We start from the raw sequence: 25,624 nt of genomic DNA on the forward strand, positions 1-25,624 counted from the left end.
AAAATTGATAGTTACATCTTAATTGTTTTAGATCTTGCAAATTGAAATAGAGGCTATCTGATAGGCCTCTATTTTAAATTATAATCCTCTAATTTAACAAACCGATAGCCATTTCGTTTTAATAGAGAAATTGCCTGGATCACTCCTTCAGCCGTTTCTCCTATTGGTTGATTCATGTGACAGATTACGATTGATCCTGGCTTAGCACTTAATAAGGCACTTTTGACTTGAGCTGCAGAATATGTAGCACCTGCATCCCCGAGAACATTGAAGTTAACGGGCTGTTCCCCGAGATCATTTACGATTTTCACGGCAACATCATCATAATAAGCTGTGCCGGAACGAAAAAATTTTGGTTTTCGGCCAGTTAGTTTTTTGATTTTCTCAGCACTTTCCAACACTTCCGAGACGACTTCATTTGCATTGGCCGTTCCTTTTATTCCCCACACTGATTTTCCGGTTACCGAAAGGGGTCTATGGAGCAGGCCATGATTTTCAATTTCAAACAACGGATTTTTTGCAAGAGACAAAAAAGTTTCCTTATTGCTATCGATCCACCTGCTATTGATAAACAAAGTAGCCGACACTTTTTGTTTTTCAAGAAAATCAATCAGTTTTTTATCGTACCCGCTGCCACGTTTGCCACCGCATGCATCAAACGTAAGCGCAATCACTTTTTCTTGTGTAGCTAGTCTTGTTTTCACACCTGTTACGTTTTCGCCCCACTGTTTTGGGATTTGCTTTTGATATTTATTAATCATTTCCGCTCGAATTTGAGCCATCGTTTCATAGTGACTTTTTCTTGTTTTGTCAACGTTACGATTCGTTTGATGAGAACTGACAGATGGCTTTTTTTGATCTTTATTATCGTTATTGCATGCAGAAAGCCCCAAAAGGGAGAAAACAATAAAAATGAACATGAATTTTTTCGTCAAAATGACACCTCTTATCAAATAAAATGCTGGATAAAAATTCACAGCGGCATCGAAAAGGATTAATTTTGGAATCGTTAATTTCTGCCCGACTCGTAAAATGCCGTCCAATAAGCGGTTTAAAGAACGGTATTGTGCATCCAATGTTGAAAGGTGCAATCAAATTATATGTTTTTTCCGGCATCAAAGGCAACATTTCCTTGTTAAGATCGCTAATCATTCCATCGCAATTGAATAGTTGTTCAACTTGTTTCGTACTAATCATACTCCCTCATTCGTTTTACAATCCATTCGCCTGTCGCAATATTTATGAAAAATGGAATAGAATATGCAATTTTGAATATTAAACGACAAAAAATTATTTTTAAAATTTTCAAAGCAAAAGTAAATTCACTTTTATTTGCCGCAATGGCACAATTATTGCATGAATATTCTGCGAAATATAAACATTTAAAAAACGGAGGTGGCAAATTGTAATTTCTACCCATGCCTATTTACTTTTCAGCGTGTTTTAAAAAAGGGAACTCAATTTTAGTAGGAGGAATGATACGTGAAAAATGGTGTACAATTAAAGCGTTCTCTGAAATTATGGCAAGTGGTCATGATGGGACTGGCCTATATGACCCCAATGGTTGTATTTGATACATTTGGCATCGTTTCCGGCATGACTGGCGGACATGTTCCTACCGCATACTTAATCGCTTTATGCGCGATGTTATTTACAGCGGCAAGCTATGGGAAATTAGTGTAGGTCTACCCTACCGCAGGATCAGCCTATACGTATACGCAAAAAGCAATTAGCCCGCATCTAGGCTTTCTTGTCGGATGGTCATCGCTATTGGATTATCTTTTTTTGCCTATGATTAATGCTTTATTGACCAGAATTTACCTTAATGCTTTATTTCCTGAAGTTCCATCATGGATTTGGGTTGTCGTCTTTGTTGCCATTGTAACTTTTCTTAATCTAAAGAGCGTTAACATCCTGGCAAACTTCAATACTTTTTTTGTGTTGGTTCAGATCGCCATCATGATCGTTTTTGTCGTTCTGGTTGCTAAAGGGCTTCATCATGGCGAAGGTATGGGAAAGGTATTTACGATTAAGCCATTTTTCACGGAGGAAATGCACATCTCTACATTAGTAGCCGGCGCAACCGTTTTATGCATGTCCTATTTAGGATTTGATGCGGTTACCACACTTTCCGAAGAGACAAAGAATGCGAAGAAAAACATTCCTCGCGCCATTTTCCTTACCGCTCTCTGGGGAGGAATTATTTTCATAACCGCATCATTCTTTATCCAATTGTATTTTCCTGATATTTCGAGATTTAAAAACCCGGATGCCGCCTCGCCAGAAATTGCGCTTTATGTAGGTGGAAAATTATTTCAATCGATCTTTTTAGGAATTACATTTATTAATACGCTCGCGTCAGGCCTTGCGTCACATGCAAGCGTTTCCCGCCTGTTGTATGTCATGGGACGTGATAATGTATTCCCGAAAAAGTGGTTTGGGTATGTCCACCCGCGTTGGCATACTCCTGCATTTAACGTTCTTTTAGTCGGATTAATTTCACTAACGGCGATTTTCTTCGACCTTGTAACAGCAACAGCCATTATTAACTTTGGTGCCTTAATTGCCTTTACATTTGTAAACTTATCGGTGATTAATCATTTTGCTGTTCGTGAGAAAAAACATAAAACGGTTAAAGGCTTCTTTAGCTATATCATCATGCCGCTCATTGGAGCAGCAGCCATTGTCATGTTATGGGTTAACCTTGAGAAGAGTTCCATGATTATGGGGCTCGTCTGGGCAGCTGCAGGTTTTGTCTATTTGTTATACCTTACAAAAGCATTCCGTTCAGCTCCACCACAATATGCGGCTGAAGAAATGCACATGTAAAAAAGTCAACTATAGAATAACCGAAGCGGAATGCTCCACTTCGGTTATTTCTTAATCCCAGAACCTTCTATGACTACTTCTTACGCGTTTGCATCTGCAAATAATCGAGGAAGTTGTTCTTCTTCTCCTGGCTACTCGAACAATGGCCGAAAGCCGGTTTCTTCCAGTCGTCCGCTTTTTGCATTTACTTGTAACTCTTTCAAATCCAGAAGTCCGCTTTTTACATTTACTTGTAACTTTTTTAAATCCGGAAGTCCTTTTTTTGCATTTACTTGTGACCCTTTCAAGTCCGGAAGTCCGCTTTCTGCATCCACTTGTAACCCGGCGGCGATGTTGATGACAACGGTTGCATCCACACATAAATAATCCCCCCATTTGTAGATTTGAGAAAGAGTTTTCTTTCTCAATCTATCATACGCGAGGGGTGGAAATCGTGCTTAGACAAGTATAGTAGTTTAAAAAAAATAGACTTTCAAGCTTAATAGAATTGCTTATGCTTTCGGGAAAGTTAACTTAAAAGTCGTTCCTTTATCCGGTTCGCTTTCAACGTTGATTTTGCCGTTCATTTCCTCTACAATTCGATAACTTGCTGTAAGGCCAAGCCCGGTGCCCGAAGGCTTTGTTGAAAAATAAGGATCGCCTAATTTTTTTAATTGCTCTTTCGTCATGCCAATTCCGGTATCTTTTATATGTATGCTTACTTCGTTTTTATATTCAATTGTCGATAATGTGACCTGCCCTCCCTGTGGAGTTGCCTCGATCGCATTTTTAATGATGTTCATTAAAACTTGCTTCAATTTCCCCTGGTCGCCGATAATGTATAAGTCTTGATCCGTATTGTAATGGAGTTCAACCCCTTTGAGAAGCGCAAACGGGTTCATTACACTCCCCAGACTATCGATTAATTCTTTTATATTGAGCTGTTCAATTTTCAGCCCGTCTTGTTTTACAATCGACAAATAATCGGTAATGATCGCCTGGGCACGATCAATCTCTTGAATCATCATGTTTAAGAAAATTTTTTTATCATCCGGTATGTATTCCTCCGATTGAAAAATTTGCATAAATCCGCGCGCCACTGTCATCGGATTTCTTACTTCATGAGTAATGGAAGCGGCAAGCTGTCCAACGGAATTAATCTTATCCGCTTGTTCCATTTGCTTATTTTGTTGATTTCGGTAATTTTCGACTAAGATAATAATGAGTGCAAAAGCGGCAATCATCACAGCGAGATAAAGAACCATCAACGATAAGTCATGTGCGTTCATTTGCCAATTATGCCAATTGAATGCACAACGAGCTAATTTTAATAAAAAAATGATTAAAGACATTTTAATCACAAGAAATATCTTTTTTCGCAATTTCCCATGATGAAAGGCTTTATATGTAAGTAAGCAGAATAAGATAATGGCCAGGCTCACAACAATTCCGAAGAAAATACCGGTAGTGCCGATAATGAAGATCCGGTAGATAAAATATAAGCCAAATGTCGTAAACCCAACCAGATAACTGCCATACAAAAAACTCATCGCAAGCGGAATGGCCCGAAAATCAAAAAAGTACCCTTCTTTCATCTCGACCGGAAATGTGATGCATAAAAAAAGAGAAAAACCATTTATAATTGCAAATAAAACGGTTGGATTAAACCACTTCTTCTCATTATACGTATGCGGGACGGCCAGTTGAAACGAAACAAGCGGAATGAGAATGATCAATACATTGAGTAAAACGTCTTTAATCATTAGCCTACTCACCCCCTTTTTTCACTTTTTTTAATTGATTCTCCATAATCTTCATTATCCCTTTATTTAAATAGTAAAAAAACGAGTCCAAAAGTCCTATTTGTCGACATTGTTCGAAAAAAATTCTTTTTTTGCTCCAAATGATTGACAGGTTTTTCAGGAAATTTTTTGTGGCCTGGCTATCTCATTTACCCAATCAATCCTTTAAGCCTCTTAATAAAATATAGTATTCCGAAGGCAAAAGAGGTGATAGAATGTCTAAATGCAAAAAATGTTGCAAAAAGAAAAAAGTGCACGTCAGTTACTCATTAAGTTTTAAAAAGAACGTGCACGAACATCAGACTTGCGGCTGTTCTAAAAAAACTTCCGGCCATAGCTGTGGGAAAAAACATGGCGGCCATGTCTCTAAGCAAAGCGGGCACACGGTAAAAAAATCGTGCGTTTACAGCCCTTATCACAAAAAAAGTGATGGCCATGCTCATCAACACGAGTCGTCAACTATGCATCAACATAAGGACGAATCCAGCTCAAGCTCAAGCTGCCACTGCCACAAAAAGAAAAAGCATTGCCGCTGCGGTTGCAAACGCCGTCGTTTCTGCTGCTAATTAAACGTAAACGAAAAAGCCTTCCTGTCCTATTTCTGGACAAGAAGGCTTTTTCCCCTTCATTATTAATTTCCTAAAATGTTATAACCGCTGTCAACGTGGATAATTTCGCCAGTAATGCCACGGGAAAGGTCGCTCATTAAGAACAATGCCGTATCTCCCACTTCTTCCGGAGTTGTTGTGCGTCGAAGCGGCGATTTTTCTTCGATTTCTTTTAAAATGCTATTGAAATCGCCAATTCCTTTCGCAGCCAGCGTGCGGATCGGGCCTGCTGAAATCGCATTGACGCGAATGCCGTCTTTGCCAACATCGTTCGCTAAATATTTGACACTGGCGTCAAGCGCTGCTTTCGCTACACCCATGACGTTGTAATTTTGTACGACGCGCTCTCCCCCGAGATACGTCATTGTCACAATGCTTCCGCCTTCTGTCATATATTGACGTGCTTCTTTTACGACAGCCGTAAGCGAGTAGGATGAAATGTTATGGGCAAGCAGGAATCCATCACGCGTTGTATTTAAATATTCCCCTTTTAGCTCATCCGTATTAGCAAAGGCGATACAATGCGCAATGCCGTGGATCGGGCCGACTTCTGCATGGATTTTTTCAAATGCTGTTTTAATTTCTTCATCATTTGTAATGTCACATGGCAACACGAGATGGTCTTTACGTTCAAGTGTTTCTGCGAGGTCTTTCACGTTTTTCTCAAGACGTTCTCCCGCATAAGTAAATACAAGCCGTGCACCCGCGCTTGCAAGCGATCGGGCGATTCCCCAGGCAATGCTGCGCTTATTCGCAACACCCATGACTACATATGTACGATCTTCTAAAGATAGATTTAACATCGATTTTCCTCCCTACTGGTAGGTTTAGATTTTTTCTAGTGAATGTTCAAAAAGGAGGACAAATAGAGCCGAGAAGATCAAGACGGCGTAGCTTTGAACAAGGCTACCTCACGACTTACCTTCGATGTTGCCTTGCACCGAGGAAGCCTCCTACAAAGCTTAGCTTGTAGACGCAGGTGCAACATCGTATGAAACTAATACGTGAGTAGCGCAAAAGCAAGCCAACGAAGAGATTCGACTGCTATTTTTCCCGGACTTTTTGAACTTCGTCTATTATGTGTTATTAGTACCTAGTCCCAATCCTAGTATAACAGATTTCATAGGAAAGAAAATACCTTTCCTGCCGCGATGTTACATTATCCTTTGCTCGTTTCAATATTTCTTACTTCATATCCGCATTTTGGACAGGTGAAGATTACGTTCTGGTTGGACTGTGCCGTTAATACATGGTGGTCCAATTCCGTTTCATAATGGCATTTTGGGCAGATTACTGTTGGCAACATGCTTTTTGTCCCCTTCCTGAAAAATGTACATTCTTTAGTATGGGCAAAACAGCCCGTCTATAAAAACTAGCTTCAGGCAATACTGTTTTCAAAATCAAATTTTGTATGTTTTGCAAAAGAGGATCATTCATGTTAAAAGATGAAAAACTATCTGTCCGGCAATTTCGTTTACTCGTTATTTTATTTTCAATCGGCTCTTCCATATTAATTCTTCCTTCTGGTATGGCAGCAGGAGCCAAACAAGATGCATGGATTGCCCAGCTTCTCGTCATCGCTATCAGTTTACTTTTTATCTGGCTTTATAATGTAATCCATAAATGGTTTCCAAAAATGACGCTTGTCGAAATCTGTCACGCATTGTTTGGCAAATGGATCGGGACGTTGCTTTCGCTCTTCTTTCTGTCGTTGCCATTTCTTTATGCAACGATTTTAATGCTTTACTCAGGGGCATTTCTGACAGCGCAAATTTTTTCGAACACCCCGATGGTTGCTATAAATGTTCTCATGTTATTGATTTTAGTCATGGGCACTCGTCTTGGAATTGAAACACTTGCTCGTTCTGCCGAAATTTTAATTATATTTTTTGTCTTCCTGTTAATTATTTTAATCGTTTTTACACTGCCCGAAATAAAGTTAGAAAATATCCAGCCTGTTTTTGAAGCGAAACCGAAAACGCTCCTTCGTACCGCCGTCTTTCCGGTCATTACTGCGGCTATTAATTCGGTTGTCTTTTTAATGATCCTTCCTCATGTGAACGATAGTAAAAAAGCCCGTCATTCATTTTTGATCGGGCATGTCATCGGAGGAGTTATTTTATTCATTATTACTGCTTTGTGCATTCTTGTCCTGGGGGCAGACCAAACGGCTCGAAAGATGTATCCGCCCTATACGTTAGCAAAACAAATCAATGTCGGGCAGGTAATTACACGAATTGAAGTGATCATCGCTGTTCTCTGGACGATTTCCATCTATTTTAAAATGGCAATTTATTTCTATGCCGCGCTTGTCGGGCTTGCCCAACTGCTTAATTTGCAAGATTACCGCCCACTCGTTTTGCCGTCTGGATTGATCGGTATCGTACTCGCACCCATCATTTTTACAAACATCGTTTGGCAAAATACGTGGGATACATCCAGTTCGATTGGCTATTCCATTGCGGTTGGCGTATTCTTGCCAATTCTTGTCCTGTTGGCCGGAGCCATAAAAAAATGGAAACAAAAAAACCGTAAGCCGGGATAGTGTGAACTTATTTCCCGGCTTTCGGTTTGATGCGATTTACGCCAATACTTCTTTCATTTTGCCAATATGCTCTTTACTTCCGGTGACAATAAGCTTATCCCCGACGAGCATTTCCGTATCTCCATGTGGAATAATCGACTCATTCTCACGATAAATGCGGACGATGATCGCATCTCCGAGATAAGGAAAATTACGTAATGAAGTCTTGTCGTATTCAGCATTTTTCACTTTTACTTCATATAATGCATTTTCTTGCTCCGTTATTAAATTGGCAACAGACGGATTTGTAATTAATGATTTCAGCAATATTTGCCCGCTGAAATAACGGGAATAGACTTCAATGTTTTTTTCTTTTAACAGCTCTCGTTTTTCCATTGTTTCAATTCGGGCGATGACCCGCTCCACTCCGTGTTCTTTCGCCAGATGAGCGAGCCGTTCATTCACCTCATCATCTCCTGTTGCCGCCACGAAAATATCCGAGTCAAAAATATGGTGTTTCTTTAACGTTTCTTCTTCATAATCTTCCAGTTCTAAAATGTTGTAGGACTCAAGCTGTTTCGGATCTTTTTCTTCCTGCTTCGTATGATACAGTCTTTTTTCAAAGTTCCGTTCATCGAGCTCAAGTGAAATCGGAAGCGTAATTTGATTGGCTCCAATGATAACAAGCCTTTCCCTTCGTTGCTCGACGTTTTTTCGCGGCAACAATTTTTTGAAAAAAATAGGCGTTATAATGCAGCTGATCACCGCTGTCAGAATGAACGCCGATGCAAGTCGTGAATCGATGACATGGATGCGCTGGCCGATTTTCGCTGCGGCAATGACAAGCGACAATGTCGATGTCAGCAAAAAGCCTGAAGCAATGACCGTCTTCCAATCAAACCATTTTTTCAAAAGGAGGATCGGCCCGAACTTTGAAATTAAAAGTGCAATCAAAAGCAGCGGAATGAGCATCAATACTTTTGGATCTTTAAATATCGAAAGAAGGTCCAGATCGACACCGACCATAACGAAAAAGATCGGAATAAGAAAACCGTAACCGAATGAGTCAAGCTTATGCACCATATGAGCGTTCGGTGAAAGCAATGAAACGAGCACCCCGGCTAAAAATGCGCCGAGAATATTTTCAGCCCCTACTTTCTCTGATAAACCGACTAAGACGATGATGAGCGTAAACACAGCGCGTGTATCGATTTGAACCGTCCCTTTAGCCATTGTTTCAAGAAACGTTTGATGGCGCAAATACTTCCCGACAAAATATAAAACGATCCCGGCGCCAAACAATATGAGCAACAACCACATTTGGCCGCTGTTTCCTGACTGGGTAGAGACAAAGACCGTCAATAAAATCATCGTCACTAAATCAGCGATAACGGCAATTAATAAAATGATTTGCCCGATGCTCGTTTTTGAAAGGTTTTCTTCTTTAATTGTTGGAACGACGACGCCAAGAGAAATGGTCGAGATAATCAGCGTCATAAAAAAGGCATTTTTCGTAAAGCCCATCCAAACAAAAAGAAGCGCGAGCAATAAAGATAGAATAAATATAAGTCCGAAAATAACCGATGAAATGGCGATACGATTGGGCTCTTTCTTTCCGTTTGGCAGCAGCCGTTTATTCGAATTTCCCGCAAAAACGGTAAAATCAATCTCCACTCCGCTTAAAAACATTAAAAAGATAAACCCGAGTGATGATAAAATATTAAGCCATGTCCCTGCATGGACGATATCGAAGCCGCTTTTGCCTATGATGATGCCTGCGATAATCTCCGCAACGACAACAGGCAAAAATTTCAAGCCCAGCTTATTTAAGAGTATAGGAATGAAAAACGCGGTTAAAATGACGATGACCAGTGATGAAAATTGTGCGTGTCCACCCATATGAAAAATTCCTCCTTTTTCTACTTCTTCCCTTCTTTCCTTTATTATTATTTGTAGCTTCCAACCACTATACAAAAACAAAATAAGGCTGTCAAAATAAACCTTCCCTTATTTGTTTTCAAACAAAACAATTTCTTGTAAGATAGAACATGTTATATCCTTAAAATAGGGAGTTTGAAGTGTTAATGGATAATGAAAAAAAATTCTCACCGTGGCAGCAAATCGATTACAATTTAGTTTTTATTTTATTTTTAATGTTTTGCGTCAGCTGCATCGCCATTTATAGTGCGCAGCAGATGGCACAATATGACCAAAATTTCGTTGTAAAACAAATTATTTATTATGTTGTTGGAGGCATTGCCATTGTTGGGGTCATGTTTCTCGATTATGACCAATACCGAAGATTATCCTGGTATTTGTACGGACTGGGCATTATCCTGTTAATCGGCATTATTATTGCCCCCCTTTCGCTTGTTCCTGACATTAATGGGGCAAGAGCATGGTACCGGATTGGCGGTTTCGCGTTCCAGCCGTCGGAAGTGATGAAAGTGGCACTTATTATATCACTAAGCAATGTCATTGCCTCACATAACGAAAAATATATTATTCGCACGATCCGTGAAGATTTGATCCTTATTGGCAAGATCGCCCTTGTTACAGGCGTGCCGTTTTTGCTGATTATGATGCAGCCTGACCTTGGAACAGGGCTTGTATTTATTGCGATTGCAGGAAGTCTTATGCTCGTTTCAGGAGTTCGCTGGAGACTTATATTTATCATTACATTAATTGGCATTTTATTCATTGCGACTTTAGTCTGGATTTATTTCACCTTCCCGCAATTTTTCATTGACTATATACTCAGGGGGAAATTATATCAACTAGACCGGTTTTACGCCTGGCTCGATCCTGAGGCTCATCCTGATGCCGGCTACAATACGTTAAAAGCTGTTCTCGCCGTCGGTTCAGGTGAATTATTCGGGAAAGGATTTTTACATGGTTCCGTGTATATTCCTGAAGCGCAGACTGACTTTATATTCTCGATTATTGGTGAGGAGTGGGGATTCCTTGGCACAAGCATTGTCATCTCATTATTTTTCTTATTGATTTACCGTATGATCAATGTTGGGCTCGAAAGCAATGAGGCATTTGGAAGTTACCTCTGTGCTGGAGTTATTGGCTGGTTTACCTTTCAGGCATTTCAAAATATCGGGATGAACATTCAAGTCATGCCGATTACCGGGATTCCATTGCCGTTTATTAGTTATGGGGGAAGTGCAATTCTCGCCTGTATGATCGCGCTCGGCCTCGTTTTAAACGTTCGGTCGAGAACAAGAAAATATATGTTTGGAAGCAATCAATAAACACCCGCATTCGGCGGGTGTTTTTGTTGTATGTATCAATTGAAATTAATGTATCCTAAAGATATTGGAGAGTGATGGATATGAACTATGATATTATCGGGGATATTCATGGTTGTTTTGCAGAATTTAAAACGTTGACGGAGAAACTCGGGTACAAGTGGGATAACGGTTTGCCAATGCACCCTGAAAATCGGATCATCGTTTTTCTCGGTGATTTGACCGATCGCGGACCCGAGTCGATCCGAGTGGCAGAAACCGCATATGAACTCGTCAGAAAAAAGAAAGCCCTTTACTCCCCGGGCAACCATTGCAACAAATTGTACCGTTATTTCCTTGGCCGGAACGTTCAGGTGACTCATGGACTTGAAACGACTGTGGCCGAGTTTGAAAGTTTATCTGAAAAAGAGCGGATGAAAGTCCGATCTCATTTTTGTACATTATATGAGGAAGCTCCTTTATATCTCGTCCTCGATGAAGGCAAATTAATTACTGCCCATGCTGGCATTCCTGAACGCTATATCGGCCGCTATGATAAAAAAGTGAAAACATTCGTATTGTATGGTGATATTACCGGCGAAAGACATCCTGACGGGTCGCCCGTTCGCAGAGATTGGGCGAAAGAATATAAAGGTAATCGCCTGGTCGTCTACGGGCATACTCCTGTAAAAGAAGCGCGAAAAATAAATCAAACGTGGAATATAGATACGGGGTGTGTATTTGGCGGAAAGCTGACTGCCCTCCGTTATCCGGAAATGGCAATCGTCTCCGTCCCTTCCACAATGCCTTATGTGCCAGAGAAATTTCGTGATTTTGAAGAATGACGATTGACTTCAACTATTAGTGGCATAAAAAAGACGTAAGCGCCTTAAGGCGTTACGTCTTGCTTAAAACTATTTCCACTGTGAACGTTACATTTATATTGCAACATCGTCACTCATTAATTTCCTCATATCTGACGGGAGCGGGGCAGTAACTTCTATCTCTTTTTCAAGGAAAGGATGGAAGAAACTCGCTTGATAGCTGTGGAGGGCTTGCCTATCGATCTCTTCTTTCGTTCCACCATATAGATCGTCCCCTATTAGCGGGTGACCGATATAAGCCATATGTACTCTTATTTGATGCGTGCGGCCCGTTTCCAATTGAAGGGTGACTGTGCTTTTATCGTCTCTTTCATCAATCACCGAGTAATGGGTAATCGCTTCCTGACCGTCTTCACGAACCATTCGTTCCACGATGCTGTTTGGATTGCGCCCAATTTTCCCCGTAATAACCCCCGTTTTTTCAGTAATAAGTCCATGCACAACAGCAATGTAGGTTCGCTTCAATGTTTTATTTTTTTGTTGCTCGGACAATAGAGCATGCGCGAATCGGTGTTTCGCAATGATGACTATCCCGGATGTATCTCGATCCAGGCGATTGACGGCATGAAATGTGCTTTGAATCCCGTTTTTTTCATAATAAGAAAGAACGCCTTGCGCAAGTGAACCGAAGTTCTGGTAACGTGATGGGATGGTCGGAATACCTGGAGGTTTGTTAACAATTAAGAGATGGTCATCCTCATATAAAATATCAAGCGGCATTTCCTCGCTCTCCATGTGTTCGCTCACTTTTTCCGGCGGGAAAATGACCTCGACGAAATCTCCTTGAGCCAGAACCTTGCGTACAGTTACATCCTCTCCATTCACTTGAAGCACTCCCCCAGAAAACTTTATATCCGTCAAGGCGCTCTTTGAAATTTTTTTATGGACTCGCAAAAACTCCCGCAACATCATCCCGGATTCCGCTTCAGTCACTTTCCAAGAAATCTTAAACGTCATGATTCCACCTCAAATTTTTGTATGTACGCAAAAGGCCAAGACGTTCGTCTTGACCTTAACCGCTTATTCTCTTCCGCTTCCGATAAAGGAGTCCTTTACACGTTTCCAAAAAGGGAAAGGACGAAATCTGGCAAACCGGATCGTTTCGTCGGCCACCCGGCATTGGATTGATTTAACCCTTTTTTGAAGCAATGATAAATGGTCAATCGTAATATGGAAGTCAACATCATTGACCGGTTTTAAAAGGCATGTATGATGCTGTGGGAGAACGAGCGGCGAACCAATCGTCCGATACACGCGGTTGTTGATCGATGCCATTTCAGCAAGCTGAATGGAAGCGAGTGACGGATGAATGATTGCTCCGCCGAGTGCTTTATTGTAGGCGGTGCTTCCCGATGGCGTTGAAATACATAGACCGTCTCCGCGAAACGTTTCGAATTTTTCCCCTTTAATATCGACGTCCATGACGAGGGATCCATAGACGCTTTTAACCGTACATTCATTTACCGCCAAATAACGCCGTTCATCCATGTCGTCAATGTAGCGGACAATGACTTCAAGGAGCGGATATTCTACAATTTGAAAAGGGGTTTTCGCAATGTGAATCACTAATTTCTCTACTTCATCCGGCACCCAATCTGCAAAAAAACCGAGATGTCCCGTATGTATCCCAACAAAAGCAGTTTGATCAACACGTGAGACATATTGATGAAAGGCATGCAAGAGTGTCCCGTCTCCGCCTACTGTAATGACAATATCCGGCTCTTTTTCATTGTATGTCAATTCAAATTCCTGCAAATATGTTTTAATTTTTTGTTGAAGTTTATTCGATTTTTGGTCCCCTTTTGAAATAATGGCAAAGTTCATATGCTCTACTTCCTACCTTTTCAAAATTGACGTTTCATTTGAACCGTTATTTCCTTTATCTGTTCTGTCTTGAAAAACGACGAGCGCTTCCTTTACTTCACCTTTAATTTGCGCCATCTCTTCATCAAGCCTGAATGCCGCTTCTGCCGCACGCTGCAGCCTTGATTGAATGTCCCCAGGAATTTTCCCCTGATATTTATAATTAAGAGAATGTTCGATAGTAGCCCAGAAGTTCATCGCCAATGTCCGGATTTGTACCTCGACTAAAATCGGCTTTTCTCCTTCTAACATTTGAACAGGATACTTAAGAACCAAATGATATGACCGATACCCGCTTGGCTTTTTGTTCGTAATGTAATCCCGTTCTTCCACAATCTCAAAATCTTTTCGATTACGGAGCAATTCAATGACCTTATTAATGTCATCCGTAAATTGGCACATTATGCGGAGGCCTGCGATATCTTGTATTTCTTCTTCGATTTTCTCAAGCGGAATATTTTTTTGCTTTGCTTTATTAAGGATCGATTTAATCGGTTTTACCCTTGCCGTAACAAATTCCACCGGAGAATGCCTTGACGATTTTTGATACTGTTCACGGATTCCTTTGAATTTAACTTTTAATTCGTCTACTGCTTGCTTATATGGGGCAAGAAGCGTTTCCCAATCTAACATATGCTTCATTCACCACCCTGGGTCATTTATCTATTCCTAAAAAACTTCCTCTACCGCTTCAACCATTTCTTTTCCGTAATTGGCATTCCCTTTAATATTTTCAATTAAATATGCCAGCTCCTCATGAATGGCTGAAAGCTCAAGTTCGCTTTCACCTGTTCGGAGAATGACGGAATTTCCTTTCTGTAGTGCCGATTTTAAATCGGCCCAGTATTCTTTTGGAATGCCGATATAAATAAGCTCATTTTCGGTTTCCATTATGTAAATGAACGACAACTGATCGGAGTCGACTAACATTCTTCCCCCGTCTTTCCAATTGGATGTGTCCGTTTCGTCAATCAATAAATAAATGTGATCCGCAATTTGCGAGGATTTTATGTTGTATCTTTCAGCCATATTAACCTCCTGTATTTCCATACGGTCAGCTCTGTCCGTATTTTCCTTCCTGTTGAATTTCAAGCCATATTTCTTCCTTTATAGTTTACCATAAATCGGTACGTTTTTTGTGTATTGAATCCGGATATGCCATAATATAAGTCATGGGGGGACAAAAATGAAGCAAGAAATTGAAATTGAGTTTAAAAATTTATTAACAGCGGACGAATTTTTTAGGGTTTCAAACCACTTTTCACTTTCGTCTTCATCCTTTAAAAAACAGAGTAACCATTACTTTGACACTCCTTCATTTGATCTAAAAAGAAACCGGTGTGCTTTAAGAATTCGTGAAAAAGATCATACTTTCACTTTGACATTGAAGCAGCCTCATCCTGATGGCCTCTTAGAAACACATCAAATCGTAAGCGGAGATGAGCTGAAGAAAATGAAAGAATCAGGCGGAATGCTTGAAGGTGAAATTTCCGACATTCTTCAACACGAGTTTCAAATTCCGGTTTCAAACTTACGATATCTTGGCACATTATCAACCAATCGCGCCGAAATCGGGTACAGGGATGGCTTATTAGTACTGGATGAAAGCGAATATCTTGGAATTACCGATTATGAAGTAGAATACGAGGCAAAAGATCGGGAAACGGGACAAATTGTCTTTGAAAGCTTTCTTAAAGAACATAACATCCCACTTCGGCCAACTGATAATAAAATCCAACGCTTTTTCAAGTTAAAAGAAAACTTATAAAAGATTGTTGATTTCCCCAACATTTGCTATGATAAATCATAGCAAATGTTGAAATAGTTTGACTTGTTGTTTCAATGGGGGAAAATAATGGACATCAATTCATTAAGAACGTTAGTAGAAATGCAAGCCTTGCAGCAATTGAACCAGAATTCAACAACTTCAATGGTAAGTACGGGAACCTCCTTGTTTGCCCAGTTGCTTGAAGAGCAATTATTCCAATCATTTAATTTGTTGCAAGAAAATGATCAACCGGCAACCAGTACTTCCGCTTTTATGCCGATGCAGCAAATGCAGCCGATTCAACCGAAGGTAATCGTTCGGCCTCCTTCAGCTCAAAAGGAAGTAGGAAATATTGAAGAGCTCATTCAAACAATAGGGCAACGTTACGGAGTAAACCCTTCATTAATCCGTTCTGTTATCGAGCATGAATCAGGATTCAACCCGTTGAGCAAAAGCGGTGCCGGTGCGATGGGCTTGATGCAGCTTATGCCTGAAACGGCTCGTTCATTAGGGGTATCAAATCCGTTTGATCCCGCCCAAAATATTGAAGGCGGCGTCAAATATTTACGAAAATTGCTTGATCGCTATAACGGAAATGAACGATTAGCCTTAGCCGCTTATAACGCCGGACCAGGCAATGTCGACAAATACGGCGGCATACCACCTTTTCGTGAGACGCTAAACTACGTTTCAAAAGTGATGAGCACGTATAAAAATCAACAAGCATAACCCGTTTGCAGGCCTGGGTGGTCAAGAAAAGGATTTCTTGGCCACCTAGGCCTTTTTGCCTAAATTTGAATAGTTCTATTTGTTTGCTTATCTCTTACAAGACTTGTTAGAATGTAGTTACATGGAATTACGAAAAGGAGTTTTAATCATGAGCAATAAGGAATTTACCCCATTTGAAGCGCTAGGGGGAAGTCCTGTACTTGAAAAACTTGTCGATACGTTTTACGGTTTTGTTAAAGAGAATCCCGTTTTGGCTCCGTTGTTTTCTGAAGACTTTACAGAAATTGCAAGAAAACAAAAACAATTTTTAACACAGTTTTTAGGCGGACCTCACGTTTATACTATGGGGCACGGACATCCGATGCTCAGGGCAAGACACCTTCCTTTTCCAATTACAATTCGACATGCAAAAGAATGGCTCGGTTGCATGGAGAAAGCAATGGATACGCTTTCGTTGGACGGTGAGCTAAGGGAATATATAATGAATCGACTGACCATGACCGCTTATCATATGGTAAATACAGACGCACCCCATGGAAAGGAGAATGGATTTTGAGATCATTTGAAATCAACAATCCTTTTTCTGCTCACGATAAGGGTAAAGCGAGCCCTTTTCCAACATCATCTACCTGTCATAAGCCTGTAGAAATTTATTTTGTCATCGACCCTTTTTGTCCGGAATGTTGGGCCATGGAACCGATCATAAAAAAATTATGGATAGAATACGGTCGGTATTTTACATTCCGTTATATTATTGGCGGAAAATTGGACTCCTTAAATTCGATTAAACGTAAAAGGAACGATATTCGAACGGTTGAACAAATCGCGGAAGCCTGGAAAAAGACTGCTTTTCAAACAGGAATGTGTTGTGACGGCGATATTTGGTTGGAAGCCCCGATCTCTACTCCCTTTTTAGGGTTTATCGCGATAAAAGCAGCAGAACTGCAAGGAAAACAAGCGGGAATGCGCTTTTTGCGTAGGATGAGAGAGATGCTCTTTCTTCAAAAACAAAACATTTGCAAACGCGATGTACTTATCCAAATTGCGGAAAAAGCCGCTCTCGATGTGAATGAATTTATTGAAGACATTCATTCTGAAGCCGCCGTTAAAGCGCTTAAAAGCGATTTGAAATTTTATAATGATATGGAAATCGATCATACGCCGACATTAGTCTTTTTTAACAATAAAGCGGATGAAGAAGGTATAAAAGTAACCGGGTGTCAGGCATATAACGTCTATGTCGAGGTCATTTCTGAGCTGCTTGCCTTCACGCCAAAGCCCGCTCCCCTGCCTCCTGTTGAAGAATTTATGAAAAAGTATACGTTTGTTGGGACGAAAGAACTATCCTTTGTTTATGATACAACTTGTTCGGAAATGGAAAGACGAATGAAGAAATTGGTGCTTCAGCAAGTTGTGGAAAAAATCCCTGTAAAGCATGGTGCTTTCTGGAATTATACCGGTCAATGAAACGAATCAGGGCATGCCTGGTTCGTTTTTTTTGGTATAAGCTCTACAATCATTGAATAAGTTTTTTTCGAGGAGGCTTAGCGCATGTACCTATTTTTATTTTTACTTTGCGTCATTTTTGTCATCGGCAGTTTTTACAATTTCCTTCTTTCCCTACTGGGGATTTCTTCAAAACTTTTCGCTGTCCCACTGCTCTTTTTTTCTGTACTGCTCTTGATGTTATGTTTTAATTATCGGTCTCGTTTCAGGAAAACAAAAGAATTGTAAAGCCCATGCTAAAATGGATTTAGCATGGGCTTCGTTTTTTATTTCTCAAACAATAAGCTTTCCATTTCATCTAAAATAGATTCAAATACTTTTAGCGCGTTTTCAATTGGTTCAGGTGTTGTCATATCAACTCCTGCTTTTTTCAACACTTCAATCGGATAGTCGGAGCTTCCCGCTTTTAAGAAGTCGACATATCGTTTTACCGCAGGTTCTCCTTCTTCTAAAATTTGCTGGGAAAGAGAAGCCGCTGCGCTAAATCCTGTCGCATATTGATAGACATAGAAGTTGTAATAGAAATGCGGGATGCGTGACCACTCTAATCCAATTTCCTTATCGATAACAAGGTCGTTTCCAAAATATTTTACATTTAAATCATAATACAGTTTCGTTAATAGTTCAGGAGTAAGCGGCTCTCCACCGGCTGCACGCACATGAATTTCTTGTTCAAATTCAGCGAACATTGTTTGCCGGAAAACCGTTCCTCTAAACCCTTCTAAATAATGGTTTAATAAATAGAGTTTTTCTTTCTTATCTTCCGTCTTTTGCAGCATGTAATGGTTCAAGAGCGCCTCATTACACGTTGAAGCAACTTCAGCAACGAAAATGGAATAGTCCGCATATGGATATGGCTGTGTTTTTCTCGTGTAGTAACTGTGAACCGAGTGGCCGAGCTCATGCGCCAATGTAAATAAATTGTTCACATTGTCCTGCCAGTTCATCAAAATATACGGCATTGTGCCATACGCTCCTGATGAATACGCCCCGCTTCGCTTTCCGGCGTTTTCATGTACGTCGATCCATCGCTTCTCATAGCCTTCTTTTAAAATGTTGACATATTCTTCGCCTAATGGCGCAAGTCCTTCTAGGATAAGTTTTTTCGCCTCTTCATATGTAACTTCCATTTTCACATCTTTGACGAGCGGGGTATATAAATCGTACATATGGAGCTCATCAAGCCCAAGCGCTTTTTTACGAATCGTCACATAGCGATGAAGCAAATGGAGATGATCGTTTACTGTTTTGACAAGATTGTCATAGACTTCTTCCGGTATATTGTTGTTGTTTAATGCTGCCTGGCGGGCGGAATCAAATTTTCGAACCCGGGCAAAGAAGTTATCGCGCTTCACCGTTCCGGCTAAAGTAGATGCGAACGTATTTTTAAATTTGTCATACGTCCCATATACCGCATGGAAAGCGTCCTTTCTCACCCTGCGGTCGCTGCTTTCCAAAAAGCGAATGTAACGGCCGTGGGTCACTTCAAGTTCATCCCCATTTTCATCTTTAATGGAAGGGAATTTCATGTCGGCATTGTTCAGCATGCCAAACGTTGTGCTCGCGTTGTTCGTTACTTCACGCACGTCAGCTAAAATCGCTTCCTCCTCTTTTGTTAAAACGTGCGGACGTTGCCTGTTAATTTCGTCTAAAGCATGCTTATAAAGCGATAACTTTTCAAACTCATTCACAAATGAATTCAGCTTTTCTTCCGGAATTGATAAAATTTCCGGCACTGCAAAGGAAATCGTGCTGCTCACTTGTGTCGCTAAGACAGATGCGCGATCATTTAATCCTTGATAGAAGGAATTGGTCGTATCCTGGTCATATCTCATATGCGCATATGTATAAAGCTTCCCGAGTTTTTTCGTTACTTCGTCTTCTTTTTGAAAAAAGTCATATAAGGTTTGCGCGGATTCTCCGAGCTTTCCTTGATATTCTTTTAAACCGGGAAGCAAGTTTTTGATTTCGTTAAACTCCTCTTCCCATTTCTCATCCGTTTCATAAATCGCTTCAAGATCCCACGTATCCTGGACAGGAATTTCTTCCCGTTTTGGCAATGCAGTTGATTTTGTTTGCGCCATCGTTTAAGCACCTCCGTAAGTTTCATCCTGAAAAATAATATCTTTTCGGAATATAGCTACATTTTACCAGAAACATGCTTGCTAGCGTCAATAAAAAGATTCGTAAATGTCATTCGATAATCGTTGCGGATCGCCTCTTCCATCGTATCTGGAAGCGTCACCTCTCTAGTTTTTACGAATTCTTTTGCCGCTACTCGTTTTAACACGCCTCTCGCACATAGGGCGTGCAAATAATTCATAATGGCGAATGAATAATGACCGCCTGAGATTAACGGAAACTCCCGCGGCTTAAAGACTTTGAGTTTCACAAGCTCTTTAAACTGCTTAAAGATGGTGTCAAACGAAACGTTTTCACCTAATGGGGTATTCGATAAAAATTGAAGCAACATCCATGACTGCCAGAGAAAACATGGCGTTTCTATCATATGTGCATATTTTACAGGTATTCCTGCTTCACCGGGAAAAAATGAAATCGAAGAGCGATGCTGGAGAAACAAATGTTTTACATATCGATAGGGAAGTGTGTTTTGTTTAAAGCTTGAAAGGCGCCATCTCTTTTTCGCTTCCAGCCAGATTTGAATCGGGTATTTTGCCGGGGCTTCTTTAGCCGGATGGATGATTGAAGTAAAAGTACAAGTGGATAAAGGCATTTTTGCAAGCCTTGCAATGACTTTCGTAGAAGAAATTGGAACAATATAGGACAGTTTATAAAAAGCTTTATCTTGTGGGCAAAAATAAAGCATTTCAGGATAGCCGTTTTCCGCATAATAGCTTGTGGCACACAGCCAGTCAAACGATGAAATTTTATAAACATATGGAGAAAGTGGCTTCATGCGTTTCTTTCCTAATATCCAGATGGGAATCTTTTGCGAAGAAAAGTAGGCGGTCGTTCGTTGCTTAAAAAGAGATGAGTCAATCGTGGAGCACTGAAATTCAAGGGCAAAACGGTTTCGGATGAGAAGATCAGGACGTTTGGCGATGGATTCTATGTACGATTCAAGCCCAACATCAGTTTCATGTTGATTCAGCCACTCGTATAACAGTTTCTTTCCTTCTAAATGATAGGGGGATTCCTTTTCGCTATCCGCCTGGCAATCCGCATTCGTTCGATGGGCAAAGTGCCATGCCTTTTTATCTCCCATTTTCATCAATACCGATTCACGGCAGGACGGGCAATAAAAGCCGTACTTCTTACTCAATTGTTTTAACTGATCCTTTGTGTAATGATCCAGCAACGAAATCATTGTTCCATTAGATAGCTGCGCTAATAGCATAACATCACTCCTTTATTTATGATTAGGGGATGCTATAGTAACATCCCCATTATAAAAGTGGTGATAAAAGACGGGAAAGGGATTCAAGGACACGGTACTTCAGTTTCCGGTTATTAAAGTCGTCAAGCGTAAGCTCTTTGCTGTCCTCGATATCCTTTTTATAATCTTCAACAAGTTTCAACGTGCTTTTTGTACGGAATAAAAAAGCGTTGACTTCAAAATTCAAATGAAAGCTTCGCATATCCATATTGCACGTACCAATTGAAGCCAGTTCATTATCTACAATAACGATTTTACTATGCATAAAGCCTTTCGTGTATTCGTACACTTTCACACCTGCTCTGAGCAAATCAGGGAAATACGATCGGGATGCAAAAAAGACCGTCCGTTTATCCGGTTTGTTCGGTACGAGGATTCTTACGTCAAGTCCGCTCAAAGCGGCAATTTTTAATGCAGTTGAAATTTCCGGATCAGGAATGAAGTAAGGCGAGGCAATCCAGATGGTTTTTTTAGCCGAAATAATCATCGAAAAGTATAAATTTTTTATGACTTCCCACTCCGAGTCTGGTCCTCCGGCGACCATTTGAACCCCACCGTGATTTTCATCGGTAGGTGTAGGAGAAAGATACTTTGGTGTCAGCAATGTTTCACCTGTCATATGATACCAGTCTCTGACGAAAATAAGCTGTAAGCTGCGAACGGCCTCTCCCTTTATAAATAAATGCGTATCGCGCCAATGGCCAAAAGATGGATTTTTGCCTAAGTATTCATCTCCAATATTCAACCCGCCAACAAAACCAATGTCTCCATCAACAACGACAATTTTCCGGTGATTTCTAAAGTTGATTTTTTGATTAAAAAATGGAAGCCGGACCGGGAAAAACGGAACCATTTGAACACCTTCACGCCTTAATTCGGCAACATATTCCCGCGAAAGGCGAAGACTTCCGACCGCATCATACAAAAAGCGAACTTCTACTCCTTCTTTCACTTTTTGGATGAGAATATCTTTTATTTCTTTACCAATGCCGTCATCCCTGACGATGTAGTATTCCAAATGAATGTGTTCTTTTGCGTTTCTTAATGCCTTGAGAAGCAGAGAAAATTTTTCCTCTCCATTCGTTAATATTTTTGACTCTGTAGAAAAGGAAATGGGACTTTTTCCAAGCTTTTGCGCCAGTTTAAAAAAGAGATGTTGATGATCTCCCATTTCGCTCATTTTACTTAAAATCAATTCTTTATTTCCGACAATTCGTGTAAAGGCTTCTTCATCCGCAAGTGCTTTCCGATTAAATTTCCGCTTCTTCCGGTAGTTTTGCCCGATCAATAAATAAATGATAAATCCGACAAAAGGCAGGATGGCAAGCAAAATGAGCCATGCAATCGTGCTTGAAGGATGGCGGTTTTCAAAGAAAATGATGACCGCAACAAAAAGTGCAGATATGATGCTTAAAATGCTAAAAATCGGATTGTCATAAATTTCGTAATAAAGAAAGATTGATCCTATAAGTACTGAAATAATGATTAGTGTGAGAAAAATTCGTTTCAGTGTGACCATACTGTTTATTTCTAAAATCCTCCCGGGTTGTTATTTTAACCGTAAAAAGACCGATTTCAATCATGAAATCGGTATCTATCTAGATGAAAAATGAGTTGAGATTTCTTCCAGTGCATTCTCTTCAATGATGGCTTTACCATATTCTTGAATCCGGTAAATTGACAGTTCCGAATCCGTTCCGTATTCCAACAATTGAGACAGCAAATCATCTTGTTCGCGGTCGGTTGTCTCAGGATCGAAGGTGATATACAAAAAGTAACGGCCTTCAAAATAATAGAGCGAGCTTTCAAATAATGACCAGTCAACACCATGGCTAAGTGAGACAATGTCTTCAAAATCGGTAAAGGCGAATAAAAATGATAAGTAATCCTCGTCCGCTAGCTCCACATCATCGTCATCCTGCACTTCATCCGTTTGAAAATGTTGATCGAGCAGCTTTTCAATATTCTGGTCTACCGGTATATCAATTTTATCATCACCGATTGGAAGTTCAATTTTCGACCCATCTTTGGACATTTGAGCCCTTGTAACAATAATCTCCAGGCCTTTATCAAGTGCTTGTACTTGTATCCAAAGAGGCCCTTCTAATGGAAATTGTTCTTGTTGATGGGCTTCATCCATCATCTCCCAGAACAATTCCTCACTTCTCTCACGATTGGACCATATTTCTTCACGGTCAAATCCGCGATCTTCTATATCACGATAAGTAATAAAAAATTTTATCGTAAACTCATTTACTCGTTCAATATCCATCAGTCATCTTTCCCTTCTTTCCTTAATGGGCTTAAACGAAGGGATAATCCCCTAACTTGTTTGATATAACTATTCCCTGGAAACGACTGTTTAAAAAGTAAAGTTTAAAAGATGCACTTTATTTCTTATTGTTTTCTGTAAGTATTAAACCGACTTTATAAACATGTTTCGAATGACTAGTTTTGTTCATTCTTGTACTTTTATTCTATGATAAAATGGCGAGGATGGAAATAAAAAAGGTGACCAATTTAAGCCCTTTTTCGTTTTTCAGATTTTACCCGGTTTCGTTAAAGGACCCTCGTTTTCGGATATGTAATTACATATTTTATCACACTTATGTCTCTTTTACACTAAAAATAGTTCTTTCTTCCCGGGTCGCAAATTCCTGGCGAATCATGGTTAATCATATTTCAAACCGGATCGTATTAGAACTGGAGAGATGTCAATCAAAAAAATAACCGAAGTGGAATTATGTTTCCACCCCGGCTTCGTTAATTTACTAAGCGTTGTGCTTCACGCAGCTGATACGTTCTTACTTTTCGCGGCAAGAATCGGCGAATTTCATCTTCGTTATAGCCGACTTGAAGACGCTTTTCATCCATAATAATCGGTCTACGCAAAAGTCCCGGATTCTCTGAAATTAGTTGGTATAGATCCTGCAGAGGCATTGATTCCACATTAAGATCTAATTCCTGGAACGTTTTAGAACGCGTTGAGATGATCTCATCTGTTCCATCCTCAGTCATACGAAGAATTTGTTTCACTTCTTCTATACTTAAAGGTTCTGAAAAAATATTTCTTTCTTGGTAGGGAATTTCATTTTCTTTCAACCATGCTTTTGCCTTACGACATGAAGTACAACTCGGCGAAGTAAATAAAGTAACCATATGTTTCTTCTCCTTCCCCTCTAACTGATTTAACTACTTTAAAAAAGTTATTAAATCATATTGTTTATTATACTGCATTTTTTTTTATTTAGATAGTGGTCTAAACCAACTATGAAAAAATATACATAATTTTTTACCCAGTCATTTGACTAACTTTGATTATGTACACCTATATAGACGTAAATACCCTTATTTAAGTTTCACTAAACGAAAAAAAATCGGATAAAAAATTTTTTATCCGATTTCGTTGAAGCTATGCAATTGATTTTATTTGTGAGGCCGGGCCTTTTTTCGGTACAGGTGTTAAACTTTTTAAATTCTTTTTCAACATTTCTTTTAGCAATTCACGCTTTTTCTTTTGTTTCTTTGCTTTCCCTTTCATGTTGATAATCCCTCCTTCAATTTGGCTTTTGTGACAAACGAAAAGCACAATTCTAAAGTAGCAAGTCGAATGGGCGCCTGCCGCAGCCCATTTCTTGCCCATGGGTGGATTATGGTTGAGCGGACTCTTGATTGTCCTCAAAGGTCAAAACTTTATGAACAGGCTCGTATGTTTTTCCATACACTTCTTTATTTTTGTACCTGTGTATATCATTATACGTCTTTTTCATGTTTTCATAAATAGTTTCTTCATCTTCATTGCAAGGTGCCCAATAAAGAATTTCCATCTCGTTTACTTTATTTGTTGCAAGGGAACGTCTTCGATAGCCAATTTTCGAAGCATGCTTAAATCCTTCACGTTTATAAAACCGTTGGCGTTTCACTGTATCCGAATCTTCATAATCGACCGGTTCAACTTCAAGGATGATCGGTTTATTTTTCTCCTTTAATTTTTCGATGAGTTGGCGCCCCAACCCTTGTCCCCGTGCATTTTTTGAAACGAACAAATAATCGACAAAAACAAAATCATCGGTTTCCACGTACATAAGGACATGATTCGGACCTTCGTCTTTATGATAAATGTCGCTTTTTTCATCGAGCAAAAGTTCCATATGTTCTTTCGATTTCATTTCTTCAATTGGAAAATATTGATTCAATTTTTCATACCAGTTCATTTGTTTGCAAAACAGCTCCTTAGTTTTTTATTTACATCAAATGTATTTTCCCCTCTTTCCATTTGACTAAACATTTTATACAATAAGAATAAGAGAGACCAAGTCTTTGGAGGTGCTATGATGTTCTTGTACATACGAGATTTTCTTTTGCTCGCCATCTTCATCATCGGTCTTACTGCTTTTATGGGAATCCTTACACACGGTTTATCCAGAAAGCTTTTCGGACGAAAATCCGGAGCGGTTTTTTCAGCACATTCCCACTCCATAAAGGCAAATTGGAAAGGG

General features: G+C 39.9%; 24 protein-coding genes and 1 pseudogene. 8 read left to right on the forward strand and 17 right to left on the reverse strand.

All coding sequences use genetic code 11. The features are described 5' to 3' along the window. Positions 1-68: 68 nt before the first annotated feature. Complete coding sequence (locus H538_RS0101640) at positions 69-935, reverse strand: polysaccharide deacetylase family protein (protein ID WP_245595176.1); 867 nt, start codon at positions 933-935, stop codon at positions 69-71. Between the two features lie 598 nt (positions 936-1,533). On the opposite strand from H538_RS0101640, the pseudogene H538_RS22865 reads away from it, so the two are divergent. Further along, positions 1,534-2,829: pseudogene (locus H538_RS22865) on the forward strand (APC family permease). Between the two features lie 131 nt (positions 2,830-2,960). On the opposite strand, the gene H538_RS0101655 reads toward H538_RS22865, so the two are convergent. From H538_RS0101655 to H538_RS26405, 4 genes are all read right to left on the reverse strand, one after another. After that, on the reverse strand, positions 2,961-3,185 hold the full coding sequence (locus tag H538_RS0101655) for a hypothetical protein (protein WP_026676078.1): 225 nt from the start codon (positions 3,183-3,185) through the stop codon (positions 2,961-2,963). A 135-nt stretch (positions 3,186-3,320) separates the two neighbouring features. Continuing rightward, positions 3,321-4,571 (reverse strand): sensor histidine kinase, encoded by a 1,251-nt coding sequence (locus tag H538_RS0101660; RefSeq protein ID WP_026676079.1) that lies wholly within the window; start codon positions 4,569-4,571, stop codon positions 3,321-3,323. Between the two features lie 670 nt (positions 4,572-5,241). Next, positions 5,242-6,021, reverse strand: coding sequence for an enoyl-ACP reductase FabI (fabI, locus tag H538_RS0101665; RefSeq protein WP_026676080.1), 780 nt, complete (start codon positions 6,019-6,021; stop codon positions 5,242-5,244). A gap of 356 nt (positions 6,022-6,377) precedes the next feature. After that, positions 6,378-6,524, reverse strand: coding sequence for a hypothetical protein (locus H538_RS26405; RefSeq protein WP_169729193.1), 147 nt, complete (start codon positions 6,522-6,524; stop codon positions 6,378-6,380). Between the two features lie 129 nt (positions 6,525-6,653). On the opposite strand from H538_RS26405, the gene H538_RS0101675 reads away from it, so the two are divergent. After that, on the forward strand, positions 6,654-7,763 hold the full coding sequence (locus tag H538_RS0101675; protein WP_026676081.1) for a GerAB/ArcD/ProY family transporter: 1,110 nt from the start codon (positions 6,654-6,656) through the stop codon (positions 7,761-7,763). A 36-nt stretch (positions 7,764-7,799) separates the two neighbouring features. Here the strand turns inward: H538_RS0101675 and H538_RS0101680 are convergent, their stop codons facing one another. After that, complete coding sequence (locus H538_RS0101680) at positions 7,800-9,641, reverse strand: monovalent cation:proton antiporter family protein (RefSeq protein ID WP_026676082.1); 1,842 nt, start codon at positions 9,639-9,641, stop codon at positions 7,800-7,802. 185 nt (positions 9,642-9,826) lie between these two features. On the opposite strand from H538_RS0101680, the gene H538_RS0101685 reads away from it, so the two are divergent. Both H538_RS0101685 and prpE read left to right on the forward strand, forming a co-directional pair. After that, a complete protein-coding gene (locus tag H538_RS0101685; RefSeq protein ID WP_026676083.1) occupies positions 9,827-11,002 on the forward strand; it encodes an FtsW/RodA/SpoVE family cell cycle protein in 1,176 nt (391 codons plus the stop codon). Positions 11,003-11,082: 80 nt separating this feature from the next. After that, entirely contained in the window at positions 11,083-11,823 is a 741-nt protein-coding gene (gene prpE, locus H538_RS0101690; protein WP_026676084.1) for a bis(5'-nucleosyl)-tetraphosphatase PrpE, read from the forward strand. Between the two features lie 93 nt (positions 11,824-11,916). On the opposite strand, the gene H538_RS0101695 is transcribed toward prpE, so the two are convergent. The 4 genes from H538_RS0101695 to H538_RS0101710 form a co-directional block, all read right to left on the reverse strand. Then, the gene (locus H538_RS0101695; RefSeq protein WP_035349748.1) at positions 11,917-12,819 is read right to left on the reverse strand and encodes an RluA family pseudouridine synthase; all 903 of its coding nucleotides are present in this window, start codon (positions 12,817-12,819) and stop codon (positions 11,917-11,919) included. 63 nt (positions 12,820-12,882) lie between these two features. Further along, a complete protein-coding gene (locus tag H538_RS0101700; RefSeq protein WP_026676086.1) occupies positions 12,883-13,686 on the reverse strand; it encodes an NAD kinase in 804 nt (267 codons plus the stop codon). Between the two features lie 12 nt (positions 13,687-13,698). Then, positions 13,699-14,358 (reverse strand): GTP diphosphokinase, encoded by a 660-nt coding sequence (gene yjbM / locus H538_RS0101705; RefSeq protein WP_026676087.1) that lies wholly within the window; start codon positions 14,356-14,358, stop codon positions 13,699-13,701. A gap of 36 nt (positions 14,359-14,394) precedes the next feature. Next, on the reverse strand, positions 14,395-14,754 hold the full coding sequence (locus H538_RS0101710; RefSeq protein ID WP_026676088.1) for a UPF0738 family protein: 360 nt from the start codon (positions 14,752-14,754) through the stop codon (positions 14,395-14,397). A 157-nt stretch (positions 14,755-14,911) separates the two neighbouring features. On the opposite strand from H538_RS0101710, the gene H538_RS0101715 reads away from it, so the two are divergent. The 4 genes from H538_RS0101715 to H538_RS0101730 all read left to right on the forward strand — a co-directional run bounded on the left by H538_RS0101715 (position 14,912) and on the right by H538_RS0101730 (position 17,689). Then, positions 14,912-15,493, forward strand: coding sequence for a CYTH domain-containing protein (locus H538_RS0101715; RefSeq protein ID WP_026676089.1), 582 nt, complete (start codon positions 14,912-14,914; stop codon positions 15,491-15,493). Positions 15,494-15,580: 87 nt separating this feature from the next. Then, positions 15,581-16,222 (forward strand): lytic transglycosylase domain-containing protein, encoded by a 642-nt coding sequence (locus H538_RS0101720; protein WP_026676090.1) that lies wholly within the window; start codon positions 15,581-15,583, stop codon positions 16,220-16,222. Between the two features lie 148 nt (positions 16,223-16,370). Further along, positions 16,371-16,778, forward strand: coding sequence for a globin domain-containing protein (locus H538_RS0101725; RefSeq protein ID WP_026676091.1), 408 nt, complete (start codon positions 16,371-16,373; stop codon positions 16,776-16,778). Next, on the forward strand, positions 16,775-17,689 hold the full coding sequence (locus H538_RS0101730; protein ID WP_281172145.1) for a ClpXP adapter SpxH family protein: 915 nt from the start codon (positions 16,775-16,777) through the stop codon (positions 17,687-17,689). The genes H538_RS0101725 and H538_RS0101730 overlap by 4 nt, the downstream gene beginning before the upstream one ends. A 305-nt stretch (positions 17,690-17,994) precedes the next feature. Here the strand turns inward: H538_RS0101730 and pepF are convergent, their stop codons facing one another. The 7 genes from pepF to H538_RS0101770 all read right to left on the reverse strand — a co-directional run bounded on the left by pepF (position 17,995) and on the right by H538_RS0101770 (position 25,339). Beyond that, positions 17,995-19,812, reverse strand: a complete 1,818-nt coding sequence (gene pepF, locus H538_RS0101740; protein WP_026676094.1) for an oligoendopeptidase F — start codon at positions 19,810-19,812, stop codon at positions 17,995-17,997. 56 nt (positions 19,813-19,868) lie between these two features. Beyond that, positions 19,869-21,086 carry a competence protein CoiA gene (locus H538_RS0101745; RefSeq protein ID WP_026676095.1) on the reverse strand — a complete coding sequence of 406 codons (1,218 nt, stop codon included), beginning with the start codon at positions 21,084-21,086 and terminating at the stop codon, positions 19,869-19,871. Between the two features lie 49 nt (positions 21,087-21,135). Then, complete coding sequence (cls, locus tag H538_RS0101750) at positions 21,136-22,644, reverse strand: cardiolipin synthase (RefSeq protein WP_035349750.1); 1,509 nt, start codon at positions 22,642-22,644, stop codon at positions 21,136-21,138. Between the two features lie 75 nt (positions 22,645-22,719). Continuing rightward, positions 22,720-23,397 (reverse strand): adaptor protein MecA, encoded by a 678-nt coding sequence (gene mecA, locus H538_RS0101755; RefSeq protein WP_026676097.1) that lies wholly within the window; start codon positions 23,395-23,397, stop codon positions 22,720-22,722. A gap of 491 nt (positions 23,398-23,888) precedes the next feature. After that, entirely contained in the window at positions 23,889-24,284 is a 396-nt protein-coding gene (gene spxA / locus H538_RS0101760; RefSeq protein WP_026676098.1) for a transcriptional regulator SpxA, read from the reverse strand. 253 nt (positions 24,285-24,537) lie between these two features. Beyond that, positions 24,538-24,666, reverse strand: a complete 129-nt coding sequence (locus H538_RS26920; RefSeq protein ID WP_281172146.1) for a hypothetical protein — start codon at positions 24,664-24,666, stop codon at positions 24,538-24,540. 109 nt (positions 24,667-24,775) lie between these two features. Then, entirely contained in the window at positions 24,776-25,339 is a 564-nt protein-coding gene (locus H538_RS0101770; protein ID WP_026676099.1) for a GNAT family N-acetyltransferase, read from the reverse strand. Positions 25,340-25,624: the final 285 nt, after the last annotated feature.

The sequence above is a fragment of the Fictibacillus gelatini DSM 15865 genome, from assembly GCF_000430745.1.
In the GTDB taxonomy this organism is placed as follows: domain Bacteria; phylum Bacillota; class Bacilli; order Bacillales; family Fictibacillaceae; genus Fictibacillus_A; species Fictibacillus_A gelatini.

What these genes read in the sequence shown, in the direction of transcription:
- H538_RS0101660 (WP_026676079.1), bottom strand. Translation starts at nt 4,571, where the DNA reads ATGATTAAAGACGTTTTACTCAATGTATTGATCATTCTCATTCCGCTT.
- fabI (WP_026676080.1), bottom strand. Translation starts at nt 6,021, where the DNA reads ATGTTAAATCTATCTTTAGAAGATCGTACATATGTAGTCATGGGTGTT.
- H538_RS26405 (WP_169729193.1), bottom strand. Translation starts at nt 6,524, where the DNA reads ATGTTGCCAACAGTAATCTGCCCAAAATGCCATTATGAAACGGAATTG.
- H538_RS0101675 (WP_026676081.1), top strand. Translation starts at nt 6,654, where the DNA reads ATGTTAAAAGATGAAAAACTATCTGTCCGGCAATTTCGTTTACTCGTT.
- H538_RS0101680 (WP_026676082.1), bottom strand. Translation starts at nt 9,641, where the DNA reads ATGGGTGGACACGCACAATTTTCATCACTGGTCATCGTCATTTTAACC.
- H538_RS0101685 (WP_026676083.1), top strand. Translation starts at nt 9,827, where the DNA reads ATGGATAATGAAAAAAAATTCTCACCGTGGCAGCAAATCGATTACAAT.
- prpE (WP_026676084.1), top strand. Translation starts at nt 11,083, where the DNA reads ATGAACTATGATATTATCGGGGATATTCATGGTTGTTTTGCAGAATTT.
- H538_RS0101695 (WP_035349748.1), bottom strand. Translation starts at nt 12,819, where the DNA reads ATGACGTTTAAGATTTCTTGGAAAGTGACTGAAGCGGAATCCGGGATG.
- H538_RS0101700 (WP_026676086.1), bottom strand. Translation starts at nt 13,686, where the DNA reads ATGAACTTTGCCATTATTTCAAAAGGGGACCAAAAATCGAATAAACTT.
- yjbM (WP_026676087.1), bottom strand. Translation starts at nt 14,358, where the DNA reads ATGTTAGATTGGGAAACGCTTCTTGCCCCATATAAGCAAGCAGTAGAC.
- H538_RS0101710 (WP_026676088.1), bottom strand. Translation starts at nt 14,754, where the DNA reads ATGGCTGAAAGATACAACATAAAATCCTCGCAAATTGCGGATCACATT.
- H538_RS0101715 (WP_026676089.1), top strand. Translation starts at nt 14,912, where the DNA reads ATGAAGCAAGAAATTGAAATTGAGTTTAAAAATTTATTAACAGCGGAC.
- H538_RS0101720 (WP_026676090.1), top strand. Translation starts at nt 15,581, where the DNA reads ATGGACATCAATTCATTAAGAACGTTAGTAGAAATGCAAGCCTTGCAG.
- H538_RS0101725 (WP_026676091.1), top strand. Translation starts at nt 16,371, where the DNA reads ATGAGCAATAAGGAATTTACCCCATTTGAAGCGCTAGGGGGAAGTCCT.
- pepF (WP_026676094.1), bottom strand. Translation starts at nt 19,812, where the DNA reads ATGGCGCAAACAAAATCAACTGCATTGCCAAAACGGGAAGAAATTCCT.
- H538_RS0101745 (WP_026676095.1), bottom strand. Translation starts at nt 21,086, where the DNA reads ATGCTATTAGCGCAGCTATCTAATGGAACAATGATTTCGTTGCTGGAT.
- cls (WP_035349750.1), bottom strand. Translation starts at nt 22,644, where the DNA reads ATGGTCACACTGAAACGAATTTTTCTCACACTAATCATTATTTCAGTA.
- mecA (WP_026676097.1), bottom strand. Translation starts at nt 23,397, where the DNA reads ATGGATATTGAACGAGTAAATGAGTTTACGATAAAATTTTTTATTACT.
- spxA (WP_026676098.1), bottom strand. Translation starts at nt 24,284, where the DNA reads ATGGTTACTTTATTTACTTCGCCGAGTTGTACTTCATGTCGTAAGGCA.
- H538_RS26920 (WP_281172146.1), bottom strand. Translation starts at nt 24,666, where the DNA reads ATGAAAGGGAAAGCAAAGAAACAAAAGAAAAAGCGTGAATTGCTAAAA.
- H538_RS0101770 (WP_026676099.1), bottom strand. Translation starts at nt 25,339, where the DNA reads ATGAACTGGTATGAAAAATTGAATCAATATTTTCCAATTGAAGAAATG.